This window comes from Candidatus Protochlamydia naegleriophila (assembly GCF_001499655.1).
In the GTDB taxonomy this organism is placed as follows: Bacteria; Chlamydiota; Chlamydiia; order Chlamydiales; family Parachlamydiaceae; genus Protochlamydia; species Protochlamydia naegleriophila.
Genome location: NZ_LN879502.1, coordinates 1879627 through 1898731, shown reverse-complemented (window position 1 = coordinate 1898731; position 19105 = coordinate 1879627). Strand labels below are relative to the sequence as shown.

The window sequence follows — 19105 nt, the reverse complement described above, 5'->3', positions numbered from 1 at the left end:
TAACACAGTTGGCGTTCATACATTGGTAATATCTAGGGCATCTGACGATAGATGAGAACGGAGCCATAGTTGTAAAGATCTTCTTGTACGTCGGCAGGAGTGCAAAAGGAGACTTGATCATCGTTATAATTTGCCCATCTGTCTTCTCCTGCTTTGACATAGCAATAGGCATGTCCTTTACCATTAACTGAAAAGGCAATCAATTCGTATATTACTTCACTATTTGCCAGATTAATCGATTGAGGAACAAGCGTGTGTTGTCCATTTGTACGTCTTAGGCAAATAGGAAGGATTAAAGGGGCTTTTTTGTCCTTTTGACAAGCATAATCATGAATATAGCAGGTTTGTTCGAGCATTTGGTAAGGCTTGCCAAACGGCTTATCCCGCGTATGTTGTTCAGAAACCACATATTCAAGGCAGTTGTTTGTGTAAGATTTTTTTGAATCAAAAGTAATGGTAAGCCACTGGCCTAGGAATATCGAGATCAGGCTTTTGTATGCCAGAATGCTATCTCCACCTGTGACAAGGGGTATGGAAGAGTCGTAATCCGATAAATGCATTCTCAATTCGTTGATTTGTTCTGCTGTACATGTTTCTTGGCGCCCGGATTTCTCTAAAGTGCTTTTAATGGCTTGAATGAGCTTTTGGCGCTTGAAGGCATTAGCCTCACTTTCGCAAGACTGGTTAAATTCTTCTTTTAGTTCTTCTGGCAGGATTTCAGAAGAAGCTTGAAGACACTGCAAAGCAGTTGCTAGAAAACAGGTATTGCCTCCATTATGAAATCCGCCTTTTTGCGAAAATGCGTAAGGAGAAACCTCGCTTGCACCAATAGTAAGGAGGTTGGCCTCGATGGCAGGCAAGACATCGCTATTGTCCGGCAGATTGAAAAAAGCGTTCTCTAATTGCTGAAAGTGCTTGTCGAAACCATAGATCCAAAGGACTAATTTGATAAATAGGCGGTTGATCACATTGTGTTGATTCACAGCTTGTTTAATATGCGAATACTTGGCAGAAAGTGAATGAACAACTCTTCTAGCTTCTTCTTTGCTTTGATCAACTAATTTTTTGTGCGCTACTTGCACGACTGCATTGAAATCGAGCAGATTTCCTAAGCAGTTGCGGCTTTTTGGTTGAGCGACTATGATATCGTTTTCGACCGTCCATTTTTGATTATTGGAAAGAAGCGGTAATGAGAAATGTGAGTGCATAAAATTTAATTTTTACAGGTTTTGGCCATTGACATGGTTATTTGAGGATAATGTTAATTGTGAATGTTATTTTAGATAATCATAACTGAATTAAAATGGATTTTCAATTTAAATAAATAGTGATACTTAGTTTAATTCATCGTAAATGTATTAATTGTCATTAGCAATGCGCCAAGTTAACAAAAGCCTATTATTATCTTGGAGTGTTTGGATTGCGAGGGCCTTACAGGCGGCTTAAAAATGAGCGTGTGAATTCTTGAATTGAGAGGTTGAGTTGGTTTGATGCTGCTTGGCCGACTTCTCCATCGTACTGCAGAGATGCATCGGCGAATTGAGCCGCCAGGCCATTTTGTTTCACAGCGACCAGCACAAGTTGTTTGTCTTTCTTGAACTCTTCATGAGCATACTGAAGCGCCATTCCATCTCTTCTAAGGGCTTCTAGAACAAAAGGTCTGATGGAGTTGTAGCGGGGATCGGCTATTTTAGCTAGTAAGTGAGTGTTTTGAAAGGATGCTTTTCTGCCCCAAGGTAAATAGGTCTCCCATTCTATTTTGTTTAAATGCTCACTTTTAAAAGCATTTGACAATTGCTTGAGGATAGGCTTAATGGCGGAGTTTTCAGGCCATTTGTTTTGCATAGCCTCTTCCAGACGCCAGTTTACGTGTTTCATCAAAAGGAGAGTGAGTTTTTCTATTTCGCTTCCTGGTATAATGGAGGAGGCATATTGAAATAAAGATGACAGGGCTTTTTCAAACTTGAGATTTTCCGGTAAAAGGGCCTTTAACGCATCGAAAGAGATGTTTTTTAAATAGTCTGTCGGAAGAGTTGGTTGACTTAAATCTTCACTTTTCATTCTTGCTTGTTTGAAGAGATGAACAAGCTGTCTTGTTTCTGATGAATCGATTGCTCGTTTGAAAATGCGAGACACTTTAGCCAATTCGGTTCCTTCATTCCAATTCGTTTGAGCGAAGCCTGTAATGTGAAGCAGGGAATCCTGGGCGATTTCCTCAAGAGAAACACGACTTCTGTTCATTGCATTCAACGAACAGTTATCGCTATTTACGTTATGAATAGATAGGTTTTGATCAGATAATTGTAAACGCATGGAATACTTTTGTTCGAGGTTTCGCTTAAAATTCCGGCTTTAGTCAGTAAATAGGAGCCAGGAAATATGCTAAATTTAGGCCCTATGAATTTGACGAGCTCTAGTATAAAGCAAATGAAAATCGAGCGCTACAGGTATTGGAGGCTAAACATATCGTGCCTAATGTCTATCGAGTCCGATCTATTTATCCTTGACTTGTACCATTTGCCTTAAGCGATCAATTCCTTTTGCAGTGCTTCCTGCTCGACATCATGGGCCTGCTTGTAGAAATAAAAAAGGAATGCAAAGGTTAGCCAGCTAGCACTTAAATAGCAGTTATTAGCTTCCCAGCGAGGGATGCAGAGCTGCTTTAGCTGTACTCGATCTTTAACAGATTGATAGAGTGTTTGCGGCATATAGAGGGTGTATTGAGATAGGGAAGGCTGGGCGATGGTATTCAGCTCGTCGTAGCGCAAGTGGGCAGCGCAGTTATCACATATTTTAAAGTCCCCCCCTTTTACATCAACGATTGTATTTGTGTAGTGTCCATGAGCAAGAGGCATGGAGATGATGAATTGGTTTGTGTCTTTTTTAAACAGTTCATGAGAAGCCAAAGAGCCATTTTCGTTTGCGTATTTAATTTTCAGTCCATCTGAGTAAACGTTTAGATATTTCTGATACAGTTTTTCCAGGATGAAAGCGCCATTGCCTGCACTGCCATAGTCGATTGTACTTATTTCTTTTCTGATGAGTTGGAGCCCTTTACTTAGTAAGGGGGTGACAGCTGAGCGATCCAATTTATCTTCGTTAAAAGTGCAAATAAGCATGCATTTAATCAAGCGATCAAAGTCAAGAGGGGCATTGTCGCTGTTTTTAAGCAGGTTAAAGGCCTCTTGGTTGGAAAGTTCCTGCCAAGGATCCCCCTTTTTAAATAGGAGCATTTTATAGGAGGAGAGTATTTCCAATGCCTGCTGCCTTTTATTCAATTGATCGATTAAATCTACAAAAGTCTTTTGGATTCCTTCAGAGGCTGTTTTAGCATAGGCTTTGAGGGATGAAATGAAAGAACTGATTGGAGTTTCATTGACTCTATGACTTTTTATTAGGTGATCGGCAATGTAAAGAATGCAGTTCGTTCTTTCTTCTTCGCATTTAACTTCTTTCACTTGGTAAATTTCATCTAGAAACTTTGAAACAACATCGCATTTCAATTTATACAGCTTGGCATTGATGAATTGACTGGCGACAGCCTCGAGATCTGATTTATCCTTTAAGAAAAGAAGAGGCTCTTCGATAATGTCTGGAGATGGCACTATGTGTGATAGATCTTCTATTGAATCTACCTCGTTTGTGCCTTCAAAGAAAGAAGAGGTCTCCTGATCAACCGTGGGTATCTCTATGCTGTGCGGTTTTTCTTCTAAAATGGATTCTAGATCTGAAAGCTCTTTGAGATGTGCCTCACTCCCTTCAAAAAGAGTTGGAAATCCTAGATCAATCAGGAATGCTTCTTTGGGCTGAGGCCCCGTCTCTTGCATGGATGAGGGTAAAGAGTGCTCGTTTGCGACATCGTCATTGACAATCTCTTCATGACTAGCCGTGTTTGAAGAGAGGCCTAAGTCCGCACTCTGATCATTTATAAGGGGGTCTTGGGAAGAGGATTCGTCGGACAATGCTTCTGCGCTTTCATCCTTTATTTGCGTGGTAGCGATGCTTTGAGACTCTTTTCTTTCATCCTGAGGCTTGATTGCAAAAGGACGGGCTATATCTTCGCTTGGCAGCAGAGGCTCTGAAAGAGGGCTTTCAAGCGCTTTTTCGCCTTGTCTTTGTTCCTTTCCATCTGGCTGGATCGGCTGCTGTTGTTCGAGATTTTCCTCTGGTACAGTCGCTTCATTAATCAATTGGGGGATAGGGGCTAAATGAGTGTCATGAACAATGGAAGAAGAAGAGGGCTCTCTTCTTTTAATTAAATCTTTAAAAGCAGGAATCATCGATTCGATGCGCGAGTTTACCTTGAAACGACGACCGATTGCATAGCTGATTGTGACACAGGCAACTGCACAAGCAAAAATTGCAAGCACTTTTCTTTGCAGGGGCGTCAGGATGATCAGGCTTTTTCCGATCTGTTTAATAAATAGGGAAGCAGTTGCTAAAGAGGGAATCTGAATCATCATCCTAACTGGGGTTAAATGAGTAATAGCCGTAAGGTAATAAAAAAATGACTGTATTGAATTCGTCTAATGACTTCATAAAGAAGGTGTTAAGTTCTCATTAAAGAGTCTGTTAGTGAAGCTTACAATCTATTTAAAAAAATAGCATTTACTAAATATAAATTCAATTGATGATTTAATAAATATTTATTGTTTGTTTAAGATTTGTTAATAAATTTCAAGTATTGTTCATCCAGCTAAAATAATTTTAGGTTGTATGAATATTCAATTTGTTAATGCTCAAATTAAATCTTTATTGGTTAGTGAAGACTCTACTATTTTAAATAGTCATTTCAAGGCGAGCGAGTTTAAGAGTAAGATTCAAGTCATTATTAGTCGGTTCAACGATGAGTATGGTTCTTTTAACTATCAACAATTTATGGACTTGCACGGCAATATCCGGCAATTGCGTTTGCAAAAGTGGAGGGGAATGAGCGAGTTTGAGTTGATGGAGTTGGAGCGTTTGGCTGGAACGAAAATATTGACTATTAAGGCTTCTCATTTCGATTGTGCAAGCGATTGTTTAACCGGTATTCAGAAGTGTCGGGAGAAAAATTGGGTGCTCTATTTAAATTTGATTGGCCGAGCTTTTAGGGTGAAGGAGCCTTTTTCACGGTATGAATCCTTTTTAAAAAAGGGCGTTCTTTGGGTTAGTTTTCAGTCCAGATTTTATAAAGGCTTGGAGAAGGCAGTTTCTGAGCAGAAAATGATGTTAATTAAGGGCGTGATTGAGCGCACCTATGCTGTTTTTAGGCAGATTCATAGATCCGAAGAAATCTTTGTCTTAGACTATTTAGACGAGGCCCTTGGACAGGATGAAGGGGAATTTAATGGGCAGCATGTGGAGATGGAAGAAAGGCTCATCGCGCGCTTAAATAAGCATATGATTGCCATTCAAAAATATGAGACTTTTAGTTCTATTCATAAGTTTTTGCACTCCATGCAGGAGCAATCCCGAACAAAAGATTCGCAAGAGTATCTTTTGCAAGGAGTGTGCACGGGTGCTACGATTCGCTATATTGAAGCGAAGATAGACAAGTTGCCATGCAAGGGAATGCAAATTTCGAGCAAGGCACGCTTTTATCAGCTGTGCTATGATATGAGCCATTACTTCAATTACACATTTAATGAAAGGCTCATTGATTATTCTATTTTGGAGTCTGATTTAGACGGAAGGGTGGAGGCTCAGCCAGAGCTTGATTCCCTTGCCTTGCAAAGAGATGCAGTAAGAAAAGAGAGGCAGGATTTTGCAAGTCAACTGGATCGAAACTACTCCCGGACGATTATTCCTCCTTTTTTGGGCAAAAAGTTAAGTTTCGATCTTGAGGAGATCATTGGGCCATTTGGTTCAATGCGTCAAGGGGATATCGCAGTTGATGAGTTTATCTTGAATGTTTTGGATCAATTGATAGGCAGCTACAAGGGTTGCAAAACACATTTCATCTTAACGGTAGCGGATAACCGGGCGCATGCGAGGCAGGAAAAAAAGAAAGCGCTGACGCCTGAAGAGTTGAAGGAAAAGACCCTTGCTATATTGGGTTCAGATGCTCCAGAAACTATCAAAAAAAGAATTAAAGCCAGCTTGATTGAGCAGGAGCCGGAGACGGGTCATGCTGTCTACCTATCATTGACTTCCCCTTACGAATTTCAAGATCCAAATGTGTCAGGCTGTGAAGGGCTGCATTCGACGGATCTAGAAAGCTTTAAGTGGATGCTCTTGGCTTGGTTTTCCCGTTTTCCTTATCAAACGATTTCTGGACTCTATCGTGCCTTGCCGCAAGTGAAAAAGGCTGGATCTATGAGCTTTAAAGAGGTTTCTCAGAACTAGAAAGGCCGGCTTGAGGTAGGGCCTCTTCGCTCTGCCCCTTCTTGCCTGCTTCGGCTTTAAAACGCTCTTTCGTTTCTTCGATAAATTGCTGCAATTTCTGCTTTTGCGTGTCCATTTGATCGAAAATGTCTTGGACCTGCGTCATAACATGGCGCAGATTTTCCTTTTCTGAATCAACTTCCGCTTTTAAATCTTCCACAGCCTGGAAGATTTGCTTTTTAAAAGCGTCTTGATTGCTGTCTTGAAGATGTTTTATGTGGTAGTCGCTGGCATAGCCCCTCAGCATCTGCTGATTGCTGACAAGCAAGCCTGCTGCTAGCGAGAACAGGAGGAGGAGGAGAGTAATGGAGAACCCGATCCACTGTTTGACGACTAAAAAAATGGTAACTAAGAAGATTAAGACGGCGATGAGAAGGGCTAAAATGGGTTCAGATTGCAGAAATTGCCATAAGGGGTGCATAGAGAGTCTCCTTCAAAATAAGTCCATTTTAGTGATTTGTGAATATCTCGCCATTCTAAAATTAAAAATGCAGAAAAATGGGAGAATGACTTGTTGGAATTTAACAACTAATTGAAATTTAATCGTTGTGGGTGTTTGATTTATATGCCTATAATTTGTGGTTTTTTTATTTTACTTTTGAAAAATCGTTTTATTTTTTGTTTTTTACGTAAAAGGTTTTATGAGTTCAATACTATATTCTAGTCAAAGCTGTGCTTCAATGCATGTAGGGGTCCCACAAGGAGGGTACGCTCTGACAGCGGCAACAAGTGATCGTCCCATCTTGTTTACGAGCCATGTTGTGACTTGCTTTGCCGTGACTATCTATGATCCGGTCTCAAAAATAGGCTCTTTGTTGCACATTGATTCGCTGACGTGCATAAGAGCTTCTTTTGATAAATTGGTAAAAAACCTTAAGAGGAATGGCGTTAACTTAAATGGCGTTGAAATTTCAGTCATAGGAGGGCATAAAAAATACAGTAAAGGCATCGCTGCCATTAGGCGCGTGCTAGCAGAGCTTTCGCGCACTACCGTAAAAGAAAATCTTTTTAGCAAGCAGGAGTTGTTGGAGGATGAAAGCAATGATTTGCAGAAGTTATTTGCCTTGATCGAGGACGTTGGAAGCCCGGTCAATCAAGAGTATTTAATTGGAAAAATAAATGGCTATCTTGGCAAGTATTGCTTTACTCAAATTGCTTTGGACACCCGAACAGGCGAGGTGGCTCAATCGACACACTATAACCATCTCATGGTTATCGAAAGATTGCCGGAAGGTTATTCTAAGAAAGCGATTCGCATTTTCGAGAACATTCAACTGGATTTTCAAAAACTATGCTGTCTACTTCATGAACCATCTTTTTTAAAATTGAAAGCGAGTGAAAAGAAAAATCGTTTAAAGCAATTTGAAATCCCCTTGAGAAAAGTTTATGACAGCACTAGAACAGATAAAATACATTTATAAATTCCTGAGATTTGGCTGGGCAAATGCCAGGCAGAAAACAGCGAATTGAATAGAAAGCATTCAACGATTCCATTCACTTGATGGTTTGGCGGGTCCATGTCGTTCGTTGAGGTCGATCTCATCGCGTGGTTCATTGATTCCAAGCGCTTGCCTTGCTTGACTCATGATGAAAAAAGAGCCGCAGATCAGGAGGATTTGGTTATGCAGTTTAGCTGCTTGTACGGCATTTTGGATGCCTTTTTGAATCTCGGAATGGGTGTGAATGGGGCTTGGTTCAACACCCAGATTGGCGAGGCGTGCCTTCAACTCGCTGATTGCAGCCCCTCTTCCATTGGGAGCTTCCACGATATGAAAAGCAGCGGCATTGTTTCTTAAAATAGTTAAACATCCGTCAAGATCCTTTCCTTTCGACAATCCGAATAGAACTCTTATTGAATGTTCTGGAAAATGTTTTTTTGTTGCTTGGAAGAGGCGCTGCAGGCCATCGGGGTTATGAGCGACATCTAAAATGACAGCTGGCGAGCCTTGCAACACTTCGAAACGGCAAGGCTGTTTTGCTTCCAATCCTTTTGCTATGGCTTCCGGGGGAAGTTTAAAACTGCTTTTTAAATGGTTCAAAGCCGTATGAGCAATGGCTTTATTTTCTTCTTCGAACAAAGGAGAAAGGGAATGTACTTTGATGCATGGGCTGTTATTTGCGTGAGCGATGTCTAAGAGTTGTCGATGGGGCGTTTTAGGACCTATAATTACGGGAATACCCGATTTGATGATGCCGGCTTTTTCTTTGGCTATGGCTTCTTCTGTTGATCCCAAAATGTCGGTGTGGTCCAAGCTAATTGAGGTGATGATCGATAAAAGAGGGGAGACAATATTGGTTGCATCCAGACGCCCTCCCAATCCTGTCTCCAAAACGGCAACATCCACTTTTTCTCTCGCAAAGTAGGTTAGGGCTAATAAAGTGGTGAGTTCAAAAAAAGTGGCAGGAATTGCATGCACAGTAGTTAGCTCAAATAGATGGGGAAGAATGGTTTCTACAGACGATTCGGAAATCATGTCTTGATTGATTCGAATTCTTTCGCGAAAGCAGCAGAGATGAGGAGAGGTATACAGGCCCACGCGATAGCCTGATTCTTGCAAGGCTTTTGCAATTTTTGTGACGACCGATCCTTTACCGTTGGTTCCCGCGACGTGGATGGTTGGAAATGCGTGATCCGGGAAGTTGAGGAGTCTTTGCAGTTGGTAGCAATTGGTCAATCCCATTTTTATGCCGCCAAAGAGATTGATGCTAAATAAGCGTTGGATAAGTTCCTTGTAGGTCATAGAAATTAATCAATTGTATGTTGTTTGAAATGCTCGAGTAGAACGTTAAAAGTCTCTTCTCCGACCCATGAGCTGCCAAGAGGAAGAGTTGGCTTGATGGTGCCATGAAAATCGGAGCCTCCAGTTACAAGCCATCCTCGATGCTGGCCGATTTTGACCCAGCGTTCCTGCTTAGATTTTGGAAAGCGTGCGTAATATCCCTCAATGCCATCGAACTTCATCGTTAAAAGATCGCGAATGATGCCGATATTTTCTACTAGATGCGGGTGGGCGATGACTGCAAGCCCTTTGGCGCGATGAATGAGATCGAGGGTCTCTTCGACGCTAAAGGTGTGGCCTGGCTCATAACAGCTTTTTCCCTCGCCAATATAATCGTGAAAGGCTTGTTGAATAGTGGTCACGTACCCTTTCTTTAACATGGCTAAGGCAATATGGGGGCGTCCCATGCTTACTTGAGATACAAGGGTTTGGGGATGCACATCTTCAAGCGTTAACGGCATTCCATGTGCGGTCAGGCGATCTAAAATGGCTTGATTGCGCAGTAAGCGCCTTTGATAGTGTTTATGGCAAAAATCTAAAATCAAGGGTGAATGCAAAGGAAAGCTGTAAGCTAAAATATGAATGCTGGTTTCTTTATGGACGGCCGAAAACTCGACGCCTGAAACGAGGGGGAGGCCTTTGGCTTTTGCAATAGGGATGGCTTCCTTATAGGCTTCAATCGTATCATGGTCTGTAATCGAAAGGCCTTGCAATCCTTTTTGGCAAGCGAGCTCAATGATTTCTTGTGGTGTGGCTGTCCCGTCTGAACAGGTACTGTGACAGTGAAGGTCTGCTCGAAAATCTAACATGCATCTGCCTTGGATGGCTCGTAGGCAATGCAGCGCACTTCACTTTCCAACTCAACACCCGTTCGAGCTTTTACTTCGATTTGAATGTGATGGATGAGTGCTAAAATATCTTGTGATGAGGCCATTCCACGATTGATCACAAAATTGGCGTGTACGGTCGAGACTTCTGCATCGCCGATCGCTTTTCCTTTTAGGCCTGCCTGATCGATTAACGCTCCGGCATGACCGCAGTCTGGATTGCGAAACACGCAACCTGCAGATTTCGCTTTATAGGGCTGTGTTTTTTTGCGGTAGTCGATGATTGCCAGCTGTTTTTCGCGGGCGGTCTCAGAAGGCGTCAGTTGGAAAGTAGCAGATACAATTGCTCCAGGCAGCTTCTGGAAAGGAGAAGTTCGGTAATGAAAAGAGAGATCTGAGCGGTTGAAGTGGATGAGCTCTCCTTGGGAATTCACAAACTCTACACTGATTAAGGACTCTGCAGTTTCCCGCCCATTTGCTCCTGCATTCATATAAACCGCTCCGCCGACGCTTGCTGGAATTCCAGAAGCAAATTCTAATCCTGAAAAGCCTTGACGAGCTGTTTGAGAGCCTAACAGTGAAAAGCTGTAACCAGCACCGACATGCCACTGGTCTGGCTGGATTTTTTCTAGAAAATCGATGCGATTGGCAATGACGACACCATTGAATCCTCGATCGTCAAATAAAGAATTAGACCCTTTTCCCAATATGAAAAAAGGGAGCTTATTTTGATGGCAGTAGTGAAGAACCTGCTGCATAGCGGAAAGTGTGCGAACTTCAACGAAATGCTTGGCTGGTCCACCGATTCCAAATGTCGTAAAATCTTTTAATAAGCGGTTGCTTTGAAAATCATTAGGAATGTTCATGAGAGGGGCTTTCATCTTCATCTGGCTCATCGATTAGAGGAACTTCTAAAGAATAGTCGGTTGCCGCTTGTTCGCTTTCGGCAAGGGTTTGCGCCTGTTGCGCGAGGATTTGAGGATCTGCCTTGTCTCCCTTGCTTCCTTGGTAGAGATGATCTAGCAAGGCATTAACAAAACTTGCTGACTCCGGGGTGCTGAATTTGCGCGACAGGCGGATGGCTTCAGCAATGGCTACTTTGGGCGGAATACCCTTGTCATAAAATAATTCGAAAACGCCTAGGCGTAAAATGTTTTTTGTCACCGTTTGAATTCGTTCAAAATCGTAAGATGTTGAAACTGAAGAGATCGAAGAGTCGATTTCGGCCAGTTTTTCAACGATGAGGTGCATTTTTTCTTGGGCTAAACGGACATTTTTCTTCGATACTGCCAGTTCCGCCATGATCAAACTAATCATCTCAGCTTCATCTGGATGACCGATATCTTGACTATAAAGAAGTTGAAAAACAATTTCTCGGAATTTTTGTTGCGATAGTGCCATGAAGTCCTAAATGCTTAACGTTAATAAATGAGAGGCTCAAGCATAGCACAAAGCCGGTGTTTCAGACTATTGAGAAATCGGAATTTCGTATTTTTGTTTGAGGTCTTTGTGCTGAATATACAGTCTTCTTAGCCTGGATTGTTCGTCAAATTGGAGGATGAATTCCATCCAACCACCATTAAAATGGTAAGAAAAAAGTGAGTTCTGTCTGAAAAGTTCTTTGCGAAGAGCCGTTTGAAAAATGCCGTCGGCTTGGTTGCGAGGCATAAAGCGCATAAGTTTAGTAGGACGATGAGAGGGATTTGTTAAAGAGGTGATAAATTCTTCGAATGTCAAAGCATTGGAAATATTGAGGCCAAGATCTGCTGCAACTTCTTCCGGTAAAGAAACAGGATAGCGAAAGCGAGTTAAAAGACGTGAGAGTGGTTGAGTGAGGAGTTTCATACGCAGCTGGGGTTTAGGGTTAAATAAGACCAAAAAAAGAGAAAAAAGCGATGTAATTACTATACAGGCAAAAAACTTCTCGGATTTTATCTTACGAAAATTGATTGCGGTGAGACTCTCTTAAGAGAATTGCAATCTAATCATTACGATTGAGTGTTTCGATCTTAACAACACTTTAATGTTGCATGCAATAAAAATATGGTTTTCATTCTTTTTTTTGCCTCTTTTAAAGAAAGAAATCGATGTTTTAATTAATTAAATATAAGTTGATTATGATTTTTTGGGAATGCTTTTATTTGCTTTGATGAGTAAAAATTTTAATTCACTTGATCGTTGCAAATTTTCTTCAAGCTGGCGTTCGAGCAATTGTAGGTTAGTAATAGTTGTGAAGCGAATCCATATAAGCTTTAAGCACAATTTTGCTGGAGTTCAAAAAACTTGTTGAAGATGGAGGAGATTTTTGTTATACCTCAGCCCTTTTATTGGCCACTCTAAAGACCCATCTTCAAGCTATGTTGTTGGCATACCTTGTGCAGGTCGCTTGTTATTTAGTCTGTCCCTTTATTAATAAAACCCATTGAAACTATGCTCGCCATTTTTTTAGACATCGAATCATCCGGTCTTGATTCTTTTCATCATCGTGTATTGGAAATTGCCTTTAAGGTCGTTGATGTGCATACGGGTGAGGAAAAGCTAACTTATCAAAGTATCGTTAAGCAACCCTTAGAGGTTTGGGAGAAGCACGATCCCATCAGTATTCAAATTAATGGGTTTTCTTGGGAAAAAGTATTGCTTGGTCAAAGTGAAGAGGTGGTTGGCCGGGAAGTTGTACAAATTTTTAATGATCTGGGAATTGAGCGAGGAAAGGCGGTCTACATTTGCCAAAATCCTGCATTTGATCGCGGATTCTTTTCTCAAATTGTCGATGTCTACACGCAAGAGAAGTATCACTGGCCTTACCACTGGCTTGATTTTGCCTCGATGTATTGGGCTTTGCAAGTCAAAAATTTTGATCAAAAGCATGAACAATTGCCGGCAGAAATGAGCCTATCCAAAAATGCCATTGCTCAGCAATTTGGACTTCCCATCGAATCCAGCCCTCACAGTGCTCTCAATGGGGTCAATCATCTCATTTTATGCTATCGAACAGTGGTCGGCTTTGGACATCCGATTTTATCCCATTAGGTAAAATATGGAGGATCCTTTCCATAAAGATAGGAGAGGAATTGCCTTTTCTTAAATAGGCTATGGCCGGCTCAGTCTTGGCAAGAGATGGGCCTATTCATTCATCTATCTTTATATTTTCACCGAGTTCATTTGCGATTTGCTTTTTGCAGCAGCAAGAGGCTTGGGGCATGCCTTCGGTTGATCCATTTGTGATGGCAGGCGCTCCATTCGAGAGGTGAAAGGGTTTTAATCCATTCCAGAATAGCCTCTTCCTCACGAGCGCCTTCCAGATGACCGGGATAGCAAGTCACGCTAATTGCACCGCCTGGCACAACTAAGTTTAAAGCCTCTTGCAGGCTTAGTAAGGTCGTTGAAGTTTCTGTCGTCTCCGCTTTATCTCCTCCTGGCAAATAGCCTAAATTGTAAACAATCAGTTTGATGCTAGTGGGTGTAATAGATGCAGGGAATTGGGAGTGGCAGCCGAGGATAAGGTGAATGTGTTCGATTTGGCTGGGCAGAAGATTTTGATTCAAATAGGCTTTTGTATTTTCTATGGCTTCGCTTTGGCGATCGAGCGCATAGATTTCTCCTTCGCTTTGGCATAAGGCCAGTTGGCATAATTTTAAGGTGTCATGGCCATTACCGCAGGTGGCATCGATCGCTCTGTCACCTGGCTTGAGGAGTTTTGACCAGTAGTGATGGGCTAAGTCGAGGTGAGATTGAAAGAGAGGATAGGTAGAGCGCATAAAAAATGATTGGGTTTGGTGTTTAGGGTCGTGAAAAAGCCTTAAGGTCGGCACTCACGAAAGCAATCGCGTCTATCATGCCCATTTGTAAGATTAATTCTCAATCTAACTCAAGAGCTAATTCGAGGAGGTTCGATTTATCTGATTTAAAAATCAGATTAGAAAATATTTGAATTCTTAAGAAACTTTCGGTAAAGCCTAAGGGAGTATTTTAAATTTGGTCAGTTAAGGGGGAGAGAATGAAAGTAAAAGACGTTCTTGTTGTAGGAGCTGGAATTGCTGGTTGTGCCGTTGCCCTGGCTTTGGCGAAACGCGGCGTTCCAGTTACCATTGTAACCTCCTCTTTTGATCAACGTGCGTACCATGCACCTTTTATTCAGCATGGACAATTCGAGGATAAGTTGAAGGCTCTCCAGTTAGTTGAGCGAGAAAACTGTTCGCGAGCAATGGCGCAGCTGGTCTCGCACGCAAGAAAAAGCGTGGATGAATTATTAGAATCTCATTACTTGGTCGATCGCAATGGCAACGTCGATATTCATCGTTGTTTGCAAGAACAGCTCAAGCAACTCCCCGATATTGAGTGGATTGCCAACCATAGTTTCATTGAATTGTTGACTTTGGATAAACATTCTTTGGCTTACGGAGATGTTTATAAAAAGCCCAGCTGCTTAGGCGCCGTTTTATACCATCATGCCACGGGAGAAGTGGAAACTATTTTGGCTAAGGAAGTGATTTTAGCAACCGGGGGCGCGACGTCTTTATTTCCTTATTCAACTCATCCAGCTATGGCCAGAGGTGGGGGATTGTCGATTGCCCATCGAGCGGGGGTGCGGCTTTTGAATATGGAAAACATCCAATTCCATCCATTGGGACTATACGAAAAAGATAAGCCTTGTTTTCCCTTGCCTTTGGAGCTTTTGCAGGCAGGGGGCAAGCTGCATGTGTTGAAGTCCATGCCATCAGAAGATATTGGATTGGCAAGCCAATTGAGCGAGCCTATTTATGATGCATTGCAAGCGCATCATGTCGATCATTTATGGCTTGATTTAACTATATTGGATCCGGTGTCTTTAAAAGACAAGTTTCCAGCAGTAGATACCTTTTGTCTAAATCATGGTTTTAATATCGCTAAAGACCCCTTACCAATTATCCCTGTAGCACGCTATACAGGAGGCGGCATTGCAGTTGATCGCACAGGACAAACGAGTCTGCAGCGTTTGCGTGCGCTTGGTGAAGTTGCTTGTACTGGCTTATTTTATGAATTTTGTGATGAAGCGATTAGCGTATTGGAAAGTCTTACATGGGCGACGGCTTGCGCTGAAGACGTTGTCAAGCATTTATCTAAATTTATTTATTATTTCCCAGAATTAAAGGAACGGGACTATGTGATTCAACAACAGTCGGAAAGTATTCTTCAAGAAGATTGGTATTTGCTCAAGCATTTGATGTGGCATTATGTAGGAATCAAGCGCGATAAGGCTCGTTTAAAGCGAGGGTGTATGCTCTTAGAGGAACTGCAAAGAGCAAATTGTATCCAGCCAGAGAATCTTACGATCGATCAAATCCATTTTTCGAATGCCCTGCAAACGGCGCTTTTGATTGCTCGTGCTGCGCAAGAGGCAAGCCAAGCGAAACTTGTTAAAAAGTCCCTTGTATCTCAGTCTGGTGTGGAATTAGTTTGCCAGGCACACAATTGACACTCTGATGAGGCTTTGATTGTATTGAAGGGGGAGGTTGTTATCTGAGTGGATGCATAGCTCAAACCGAGTCAATCACATCCAAGAGCATTTCCTGCTAGATGCATGCAAGCATCAGCTTAAGGAGGACTTGATGCGAATTGCTTAGGCTGTGTCGAAGCTGGCAATCAAATGGACGTCATGCGGGTACCCGAGTAGATCTCCAAACAGCCCCTTGAAATCTTGATTGATTCCCTCTAGTAATAGCTGCTGTTCCGGCTCTGGTAGATGAGGGAAATTGGCGACAATTTGCAAAGACTGGTTGCGGATGGTTAAATAGAAAGGAATGTGATGCTGTGGAAAACGCTCTTTCCAATAGGCTTCTAGATATTGCTCTATTAGGTTTTCATCAATTGTTACGGCGCGGCTACCTATTCTGACATGGGCGTAGTGGTGTCTTGTGCTCAAAAAAGTATAAATGACAATCGACAGTCCGACTAAAGCAAATCCAAGTCCAAATAAGGAGAGGATTAAAGCGTTTTCTGTTAGAAATCGAATGGTTGCAGCTTGCAGATGGGAAGACCATGGGAGGGCAATGCTAAAAACTCCCATGGTAAAGAAAAAGGTTCCTAGGATGAAGCTAATTGCTAGGTGGAAAAAGCGCCCAAATTTAAAATTCATCAGAGTACTCTTCGCCTAGATTTGATCCCATCAGTGTCGGGGGGCCTTGAGTTGCGCCTTGCTGACTTAACTTATGAGCTTGTTCAACCGAGATGACATTTTTAAAGACTACGTGCACAGAGGCGACGTGCAGACCTGTCAATTTAGTGATTTCTTCAGCAATGTTGGTCTGGATTTCTTCAGCTTTTTCTGGGATTGAGATGCCAAATTGAATATTGACTTCGACTTTGATCGTGACCGACTGGCTTTTATCATCTTGCTCAGCATAAATGCCTTTTACGCCTTCAGCACTACGGCCGAGCAAATGATCAATAAAGTTTCCTTCAACCAGGCTTATACCGTCAATTTGAGCTAGACATTGCAAGACAATGGATTGAAAAACTTTATTTTCAATGTCGCGTATAAAAACAGTTTCAGGAATTTCAAATTCTTTAGTGTCGACTCTCTTCTTATCAACTTTTACTTTAGGGTCTATCATGAGTAATTCTCCTGGTCTGAGTGGCAGCTGTTTCGTATACAAAAAACCAGACTATTCTTTCTTAGGTTTGATTAGAAGGCTTTGTTTGTTACCACGTCATTCTTGTGTCTTTCACGTTGTCTAAAAGCCTATTCTTCAGGTACTTTGTATACAATTAGATTAGCATGAAGATTTTAATCTGACTAGTACCCAATTATTAATTTTCTTGCAGTTTGGGCTGGTGCACAAGTTTCCGTCTTAAGAGAGTCTCTATAGGCTAGTAGGGAAGGGATACGATCTGGCAACTTCAGAGATTTTAGCGTTGTCCAGCGCTATGAAAAACTAATGCGTTTGAGTGTTCTGTTGCAAGAAGCAAGCGACTCGCGGAAGGTATAGAGAAAGCTGGCTTTTCAAAAGTTTTTGTGCTTTAGTAGACTTTTTTCGAGAGTGATCATGATTTGCCATTGTGTCCAAAAGATAAGGGGATAATCAATTGAGAGAATCATCTCAAAGATGAATCATTAATGATTTCGAAAGATGTCTAGTGGAAGAAAGCTGCTAAGTCGTTTTCAACGCTTTTAGATGCTTTAAGTGATTCACAAAAAAATAAAATCCTCAAACGATTTGATTCAACCATTTAACTAGAAAGGATTGAGCATGCCTCATCAGGAACCCTCAACAATGCAAATGATTGTGAGTTTTATTATTTTAGTCATCATTGCGAGTTTAACAGCTTATTATGCCGATCGAAAAGGGCGCAGTTTTACAATCTGGTTTATTTTAGGGGTTTTGTTAGGTGTCTTTGCTCCTTTAATCCTTTTCTTTCTTCCTTCTCTTCGCGAAGAAGATGCTAGTGAAGGGCAGCCAACCATGACAGTATCCAGACCAGATCCTTCTTTAGAGCATATGTCGCCCCCTCTAGCTCCTGTTCCAGCTTGGAAAGAAGAAGAGAGTAAGCTGTGGTATTACTTAGATCAAGAGCATCAGCAAATGGGTCCTGTTAGCATTGTTGCTTTAAGAGAGATGTGGAATAGGGGCTTGTTGGAGCTTACTAGTTATGTGTGGACAGAAGGGATGGGGCAGTGGCAGAAAGTTGAGCAGCTGCCTGAATTGAAAGATGCTTTGAGCAAGCAATAAGTGCTTGCTCCCTATTTGATCCACTATTCTTTTTGCTTGGAGCTCATTTCGATGGGCTTTAAGATCGTTTAACAATCCTTGTTTCGGCCTATTGCGCATTCGCTTTCTTGGTTTCCCACTTTTACATCCTATTATACGAACTTGGGCGATAAAGAGAGGCAGAATGTAGTATGCTGACTGTAGAGGAAGTGCGCAGCAGCGGTGGGTGACTCTTCCTTGCATTCACAAGAAAAACTTACTCTTACTTAAGGAGGGATTGTCTTTTTGTCTCTGTGAGGTAGTTGGGAATGGGGAGATGAATTTTAGGTATAAAAAAGGATGACAGTTGTCATCCTTTAATCTTCAGGGTTAAGCAGACTTTTAGTCTATTGAGCGCTAAATGGCTCAGCTTACCAGCTTGATTTCGTTACACCAGGAATCATTCCCATAGAGGCTAATTCTCTGAACGTTAAACGAGAAAGTTTAAATTTGCGCAAGAATCCGCGTGGGCGCCCAGTCAGTTGACAACGGTTTCTTAAACGGATAGGAGAAGAATCGCGAGGCATTTTGTTGAGGGCAATGCGAGCCTGCTCTCTTTCTTCTTCGCTGAGATTCATGTTATAACTTTTTTCGCGCAGCTCTTGCCTCTTGTCCCATTTTAACTTGACAAGTTTTTCGCGGCGCTTTTGCTTTTCTACAGATGACTTTTTCGCCATGTTTTCTTCCTTATTTTTTACGGGCTGGGCCTTTTTGGCGCTGCTTGCGATTTGGATCTTTTTTGTTGATCACATACAAACGACCACTGCGACGAACAAGAATATCGCCTTTAGAAGGATCAGCTTTGACCGATGCTTTGACTTTCATGAGGATTCCCTAATTGAGTTAATCAGTAAAGGTTATAAAGTAAGCATTAGTTATAAATCAAGATGCAATTTTATTCAACCTTTTTTCTGCGAGAATCTGCATTGGATTGCTTAGAAGATAATCGCATTAGAGCATTACATGTCTAAGATCTGTAAATGCGAGTGCTGGAGTTTCCTAGTGGAGATGTTTTTTAGTTGTTTGGTCGTTAACATGGAATATAATGGAGAGATCCTTTTATATATAGGAGAAGTTGAGCGAGAGGAATAAATCGGGGGCTGGTGCTGGAACCCCAAGCGGCAAAGATTTACCCCTTGCATTTATTATTGAAAATCGCTATCCTCTTGTCATGTTTAAACGTTTGAAGCCAAGAATACTGGGCTTTACCAACATTGAATTTTAATTTTTAAGGAAATTAACCGTGAAGCGTACTTACCAACCAAGCAAGCGTCGCCGTTCTTCTGAGCATGGATTTTTGAAAAGAATGAGCACAGCCAACGGACGCAAAATTATCAATAGACGTCGTAGACACGGACGTAAGCAATTAACACGCGTCTAACTCATCGATTTCCTAAGTCAGTGC

The 19105-nt window shown here is 41.7% G+C and carries 21 protein-coding genes; 7 read left to right on the top strand and 14 right to left on the bottom strand.

Translation table 11 applies throughout. The annotated features are described in order from the left end of the window. Positions 1 to 32: 32 nt before the first annotated feature. The 3 genes from PNK_RS07990 to PNK_RS07980 form a co-directional block, all read right to left on the bottom strand. Positions 33 to 1208 carry a ubiquitin carboxyl-terminal hydrolase gene (locus PNK_RS07990; RefSeq protein ID WP_059061361.1) on the bottom strand — a complete coding sequence of 392 codons (1176 nt, stop codon included), beginning with the start codon at positions 1206 to 1208 and terminating at the stop codon, positions 33 to 35. Positions 1209 to 1431: 223 nt separating this feature from the next. Beyond that, entirely contained in the window at positions 1432 to 2241 is an 810-nt protein-coding gene (locus tag PNK_RS07985) for a DUF4116 domain-containing protein (RefSeq protein WP_158021754.1), read from the bottom strand. A 281-nt stretch (positions 2242 to 2522) separates the two neighbouring features. Next, positions 2523 to 4463, bottom strand: a complete 1941-nt coding sequence (locus PNK_RS07980) for a hypothetical protein (RefSeq protein WP_158021753.1) — start codon at positions 4461 to 4463, stop codon at positions 2523 to 2525. Positions 4464 to 4716: 253 nt separating this feature from the next. Here PNK_RS07980 and PNK_RS07975 point away from each other — a divergent pair, with 253 nt between their 5' ends. Next, the gene (locus tag PNK_RS07975; RefSeq protein ID WP_059061356.1) at positions 4717 to 6327 is read left to right on the top strand and encodes a hypothetical protein; all 1611 of its coding nucleotides are present in this window, start codon (positions 4717 to 4719) and stop codon (positions 6325 to 6327) included. Here the strand turns inward: PNK_RS07975 and PNK_RS07970 are convergent. After that, a complete protein-coding gene (locus PNK_RS07970) occupies positions 6305 to 6787 on the bottom strand; it encodes a hypothetical protein (protein ID WP_032124200.1) in 483 nt (160 codons plus the stop codon). The genes PNK_RS07975 and PNK_RS07970 overlap by 23 nt on opposite strands. 220 nt (positions 6788 to 7007) lie before the next feature. Between PNK_RS07970 and PNK_RS07965 the strand changes: the two genes are divergently transcribed. Next, a complete protein-coding gene (locus tag PNK_RS07965; RefSeq protein ID WP_158021752.1) occupies positions 7008 to 7787 on the top strand; it encodes a hypothetical protein in 780 nt (259 codons plus the stop codon). Positions 7788 to 7847: 60 nt separating this feature from the next. Here the strand turns inward: PNK_RS07965 and PNK_RS07960 are convergent, their stop codons facing one another. The 5 genes from PNK_RS07960 to PNK_RS07940 form a co-directional block, all read right to left on the bottom strand. Further along, positions 7848 to 9107, bottom strand: a complete 1260-nt coding sequence (locus tag PNK_RS07960; protein ID WP_059061352.1) for a bifunctional folylpolyglutamate synthase/dihydrofolate synthase — start codon at positions 9105 to 9107, stop codon at positions 7848 to 7850. Positions 9108 to 9112: 5 nt separating this feature from the next. Continuing rightward, positions 9113 to 9955, bottom strand: a complete 843-nt coding sequence (locus tag PNK_RS07955; protein WP_059061350.1) for a PHP domain-containing protein — start codon at positions 9953 to 9955, stop codon at positions 9113 to 9115. Further along, entirely contained in the window at positions 9949 to 10839 is an 891-nt protein-coding gene (gene murB, locus PNK_RS07950) for a UDP-N-acetylmuramate dehydrogenase (protein ID WP_059061349.1), read from the bottom strand. Before murB ends, PNK_RS07955 begins: the two co-directional genes overlap by 7 nt. After that, positions 10826 to 11374 carry a transcription antitermination factor NusB gene (gene nusB / locus PNK_RS07945; RefSeq protein ID WP_079992873.1) on the bottom strand — a complete coding sequence of 183 codons (549 nt, stop codon included), beginning with the start codon at positions 11372 to 11374 and terminating at the stop codon, positions 10826 to 10828. The genes murB and nusB overlap by 14 nt, the downstream gene beginning before the upstream one ends. Before the next feature lie 66 nt (positions 11375 to 11440). Continuing rightward, positions 11441 to 11818: a hypothetical protein gene (locus tag PNK_RS07940; RefSeq protein WP_032124203.1), complete on the bottom strand. Its 378-nt coding sequence runs from the start codon at positions 11816 to 11818 to the stop codon at positions 11441 to 11443. A 585-nt stretch (positions 11819 to 12403) separates the two neighbouring features. Here PNK_RS07940 and PNK_RS07935 point away from each other — a divergent pair. Further along, positions 12404 to 13003, top strand: a complete 600-nt coding sequence (locus tag PNK_RS07935; protein ID WP_059061347.1) for a 3'-5' exonuclease — start codon at positions 12404 to 12406, stop codon at positions 13001 to 13003. Between the two features lie 128 nt (positions 13004 to 13131). On the opposite strand, the gene mnmM is transcribed toward PNK_RS07935, so the two are convergent. After that, the gene (gene mnmM / locus PNK_RS07930; protein WP_059061345.1) at positions 13132 to 13731 is read right to left on the bottom strand and encodes a tRNA 5-(aminomethyl)-2-thiouridylate-methyltransferase MnmM; all 600 of its coding nucleotides are present in this window, start codon (positions 13729 to 13731) and stop codon (positions 13132 to 13134) included. Between the two features lie 239 nt (positions 13732 to 13970). Here mnmM and PNK_RS07925 point away from each other — a divergent pair, with 239 nt between their 5' ends. Further along, positions 13971 to 15428 carry an FAD-dependent oxidoreductase gene (locus PNK_RS07925; protein ID WP_059061343.1) on the top strand — a complete coding sequence of 486 codons (1458 nt, stop codon included), beginning with the start codon at positions 13971 to 13973 and terminating at the stop codon, positions 15426 to 15428. A gap of 144 nt (positions 15429 to 15572) precedes the next feature. On the opposite strand, the gene PNK_RS07920 is transcribed toward PNK_RS07925, so the two are convergent. Both PNK_RS07920 and PNK_RS07915 read right to left on the bottom strand, forming a co-directional pair. After that, on the bottom strand, positions 15573 to 16088 hold the full coding sequence (locus PNK_RS07920) for a hypothetical protein (RefSeq protein WP_032124207.1): 516 nt from the start codon (positions 16086 to 16088) through the stop codon (positions 15573 to 15575). Next, positions 16078 to 16566 (bottom strand): Asp23/Gls24 family envelope stress response protein, encoded by a 489-nt coding sequence (locus PNK_RS07915; protein ID WP_032124208.1) that lies wholly within the window; start codon positions 16564 to 16566, stop codon positions 16078 to 16080. Before PNK_RS07915 ends, PNK_RS07920 begins: the two co-directional genes overlap by 11 nt. A 636-nt stretch (positions 16567 to 17202) precedes the next feature. On the opposite strand from PNK_RS07915, the gene PNK_RS07910 reads away from it, so the two are divergent. Next, positions 17203 to 17682: a GYF domain-containing protein gene (locus tag PNK_RS07910; RefSeq protein WP_032124209.1), complete on the top strand. Its 480-nt coding sequence runs from the start codon at positions 17203 to 17205 to the stop codon at positions 17680 to 17682. A gap of 389 nt (positions 17683 to 18071) precedes the next feature. Here the strand turns inward: PNK_RS07910 and rpsN are convergent, their stop codons facing one another. Further along, positions 18072 to 18377, bottom strand: coding sequence for a 30S ribosomal protein S14 (rpsN, locus tag PNK_RS07905; RefSeq protein WP_059061341.1), 306 nt, complete (start codon positions 18375 to 18377; stop codon positions 18072 to 18074). 10 nt (positions 18378 to 18387) lie between these two features. Continuing rightward, positions 18388 to 18525 (bottom strand): 50S ribosomal protein L36, encoded by a 138-nt coding sequence (rpmJ, locus tag PNK_RS07900; RefSeq protein WP_032124211.1) that lies wholly within the window; start codon positions 18523 to 18525, stop codon positions 18388 to 18390. Between the two features lie 250 nt (positions 18526 to 18775). Here rpmJ and PNK_RS13450 point away from each other — a divergent pair, with 250 nt between their 5' ends. Together PNK_RS13450 and rpmH are read left to right on the top strand one after the other, a co-directional pair. Then, positions 18776 to 18925, top strand: coding sequence for a hypothetical protein (locus PNK_RS13450; protein WP_158021751.1), 150 nt, complete (start codon positions 18776 to 18778; stop codon positions 18923 to 18925). A gap of 18 nt (positions 18926 to 18943) precedes the next feature. Next, positions 18944 to 19081, top strand: a complete 138-nt coding sequence (rpmH, locus tag PNK_RS13160) for a 50S ribosomal protein L34 (protein ID WP_079992872.1) — start codon at positions 18944 to 18946, stop codon at positions 19079 to 19081. Positions 19082 to 19105: the final 24 nt, after the last annotated feature.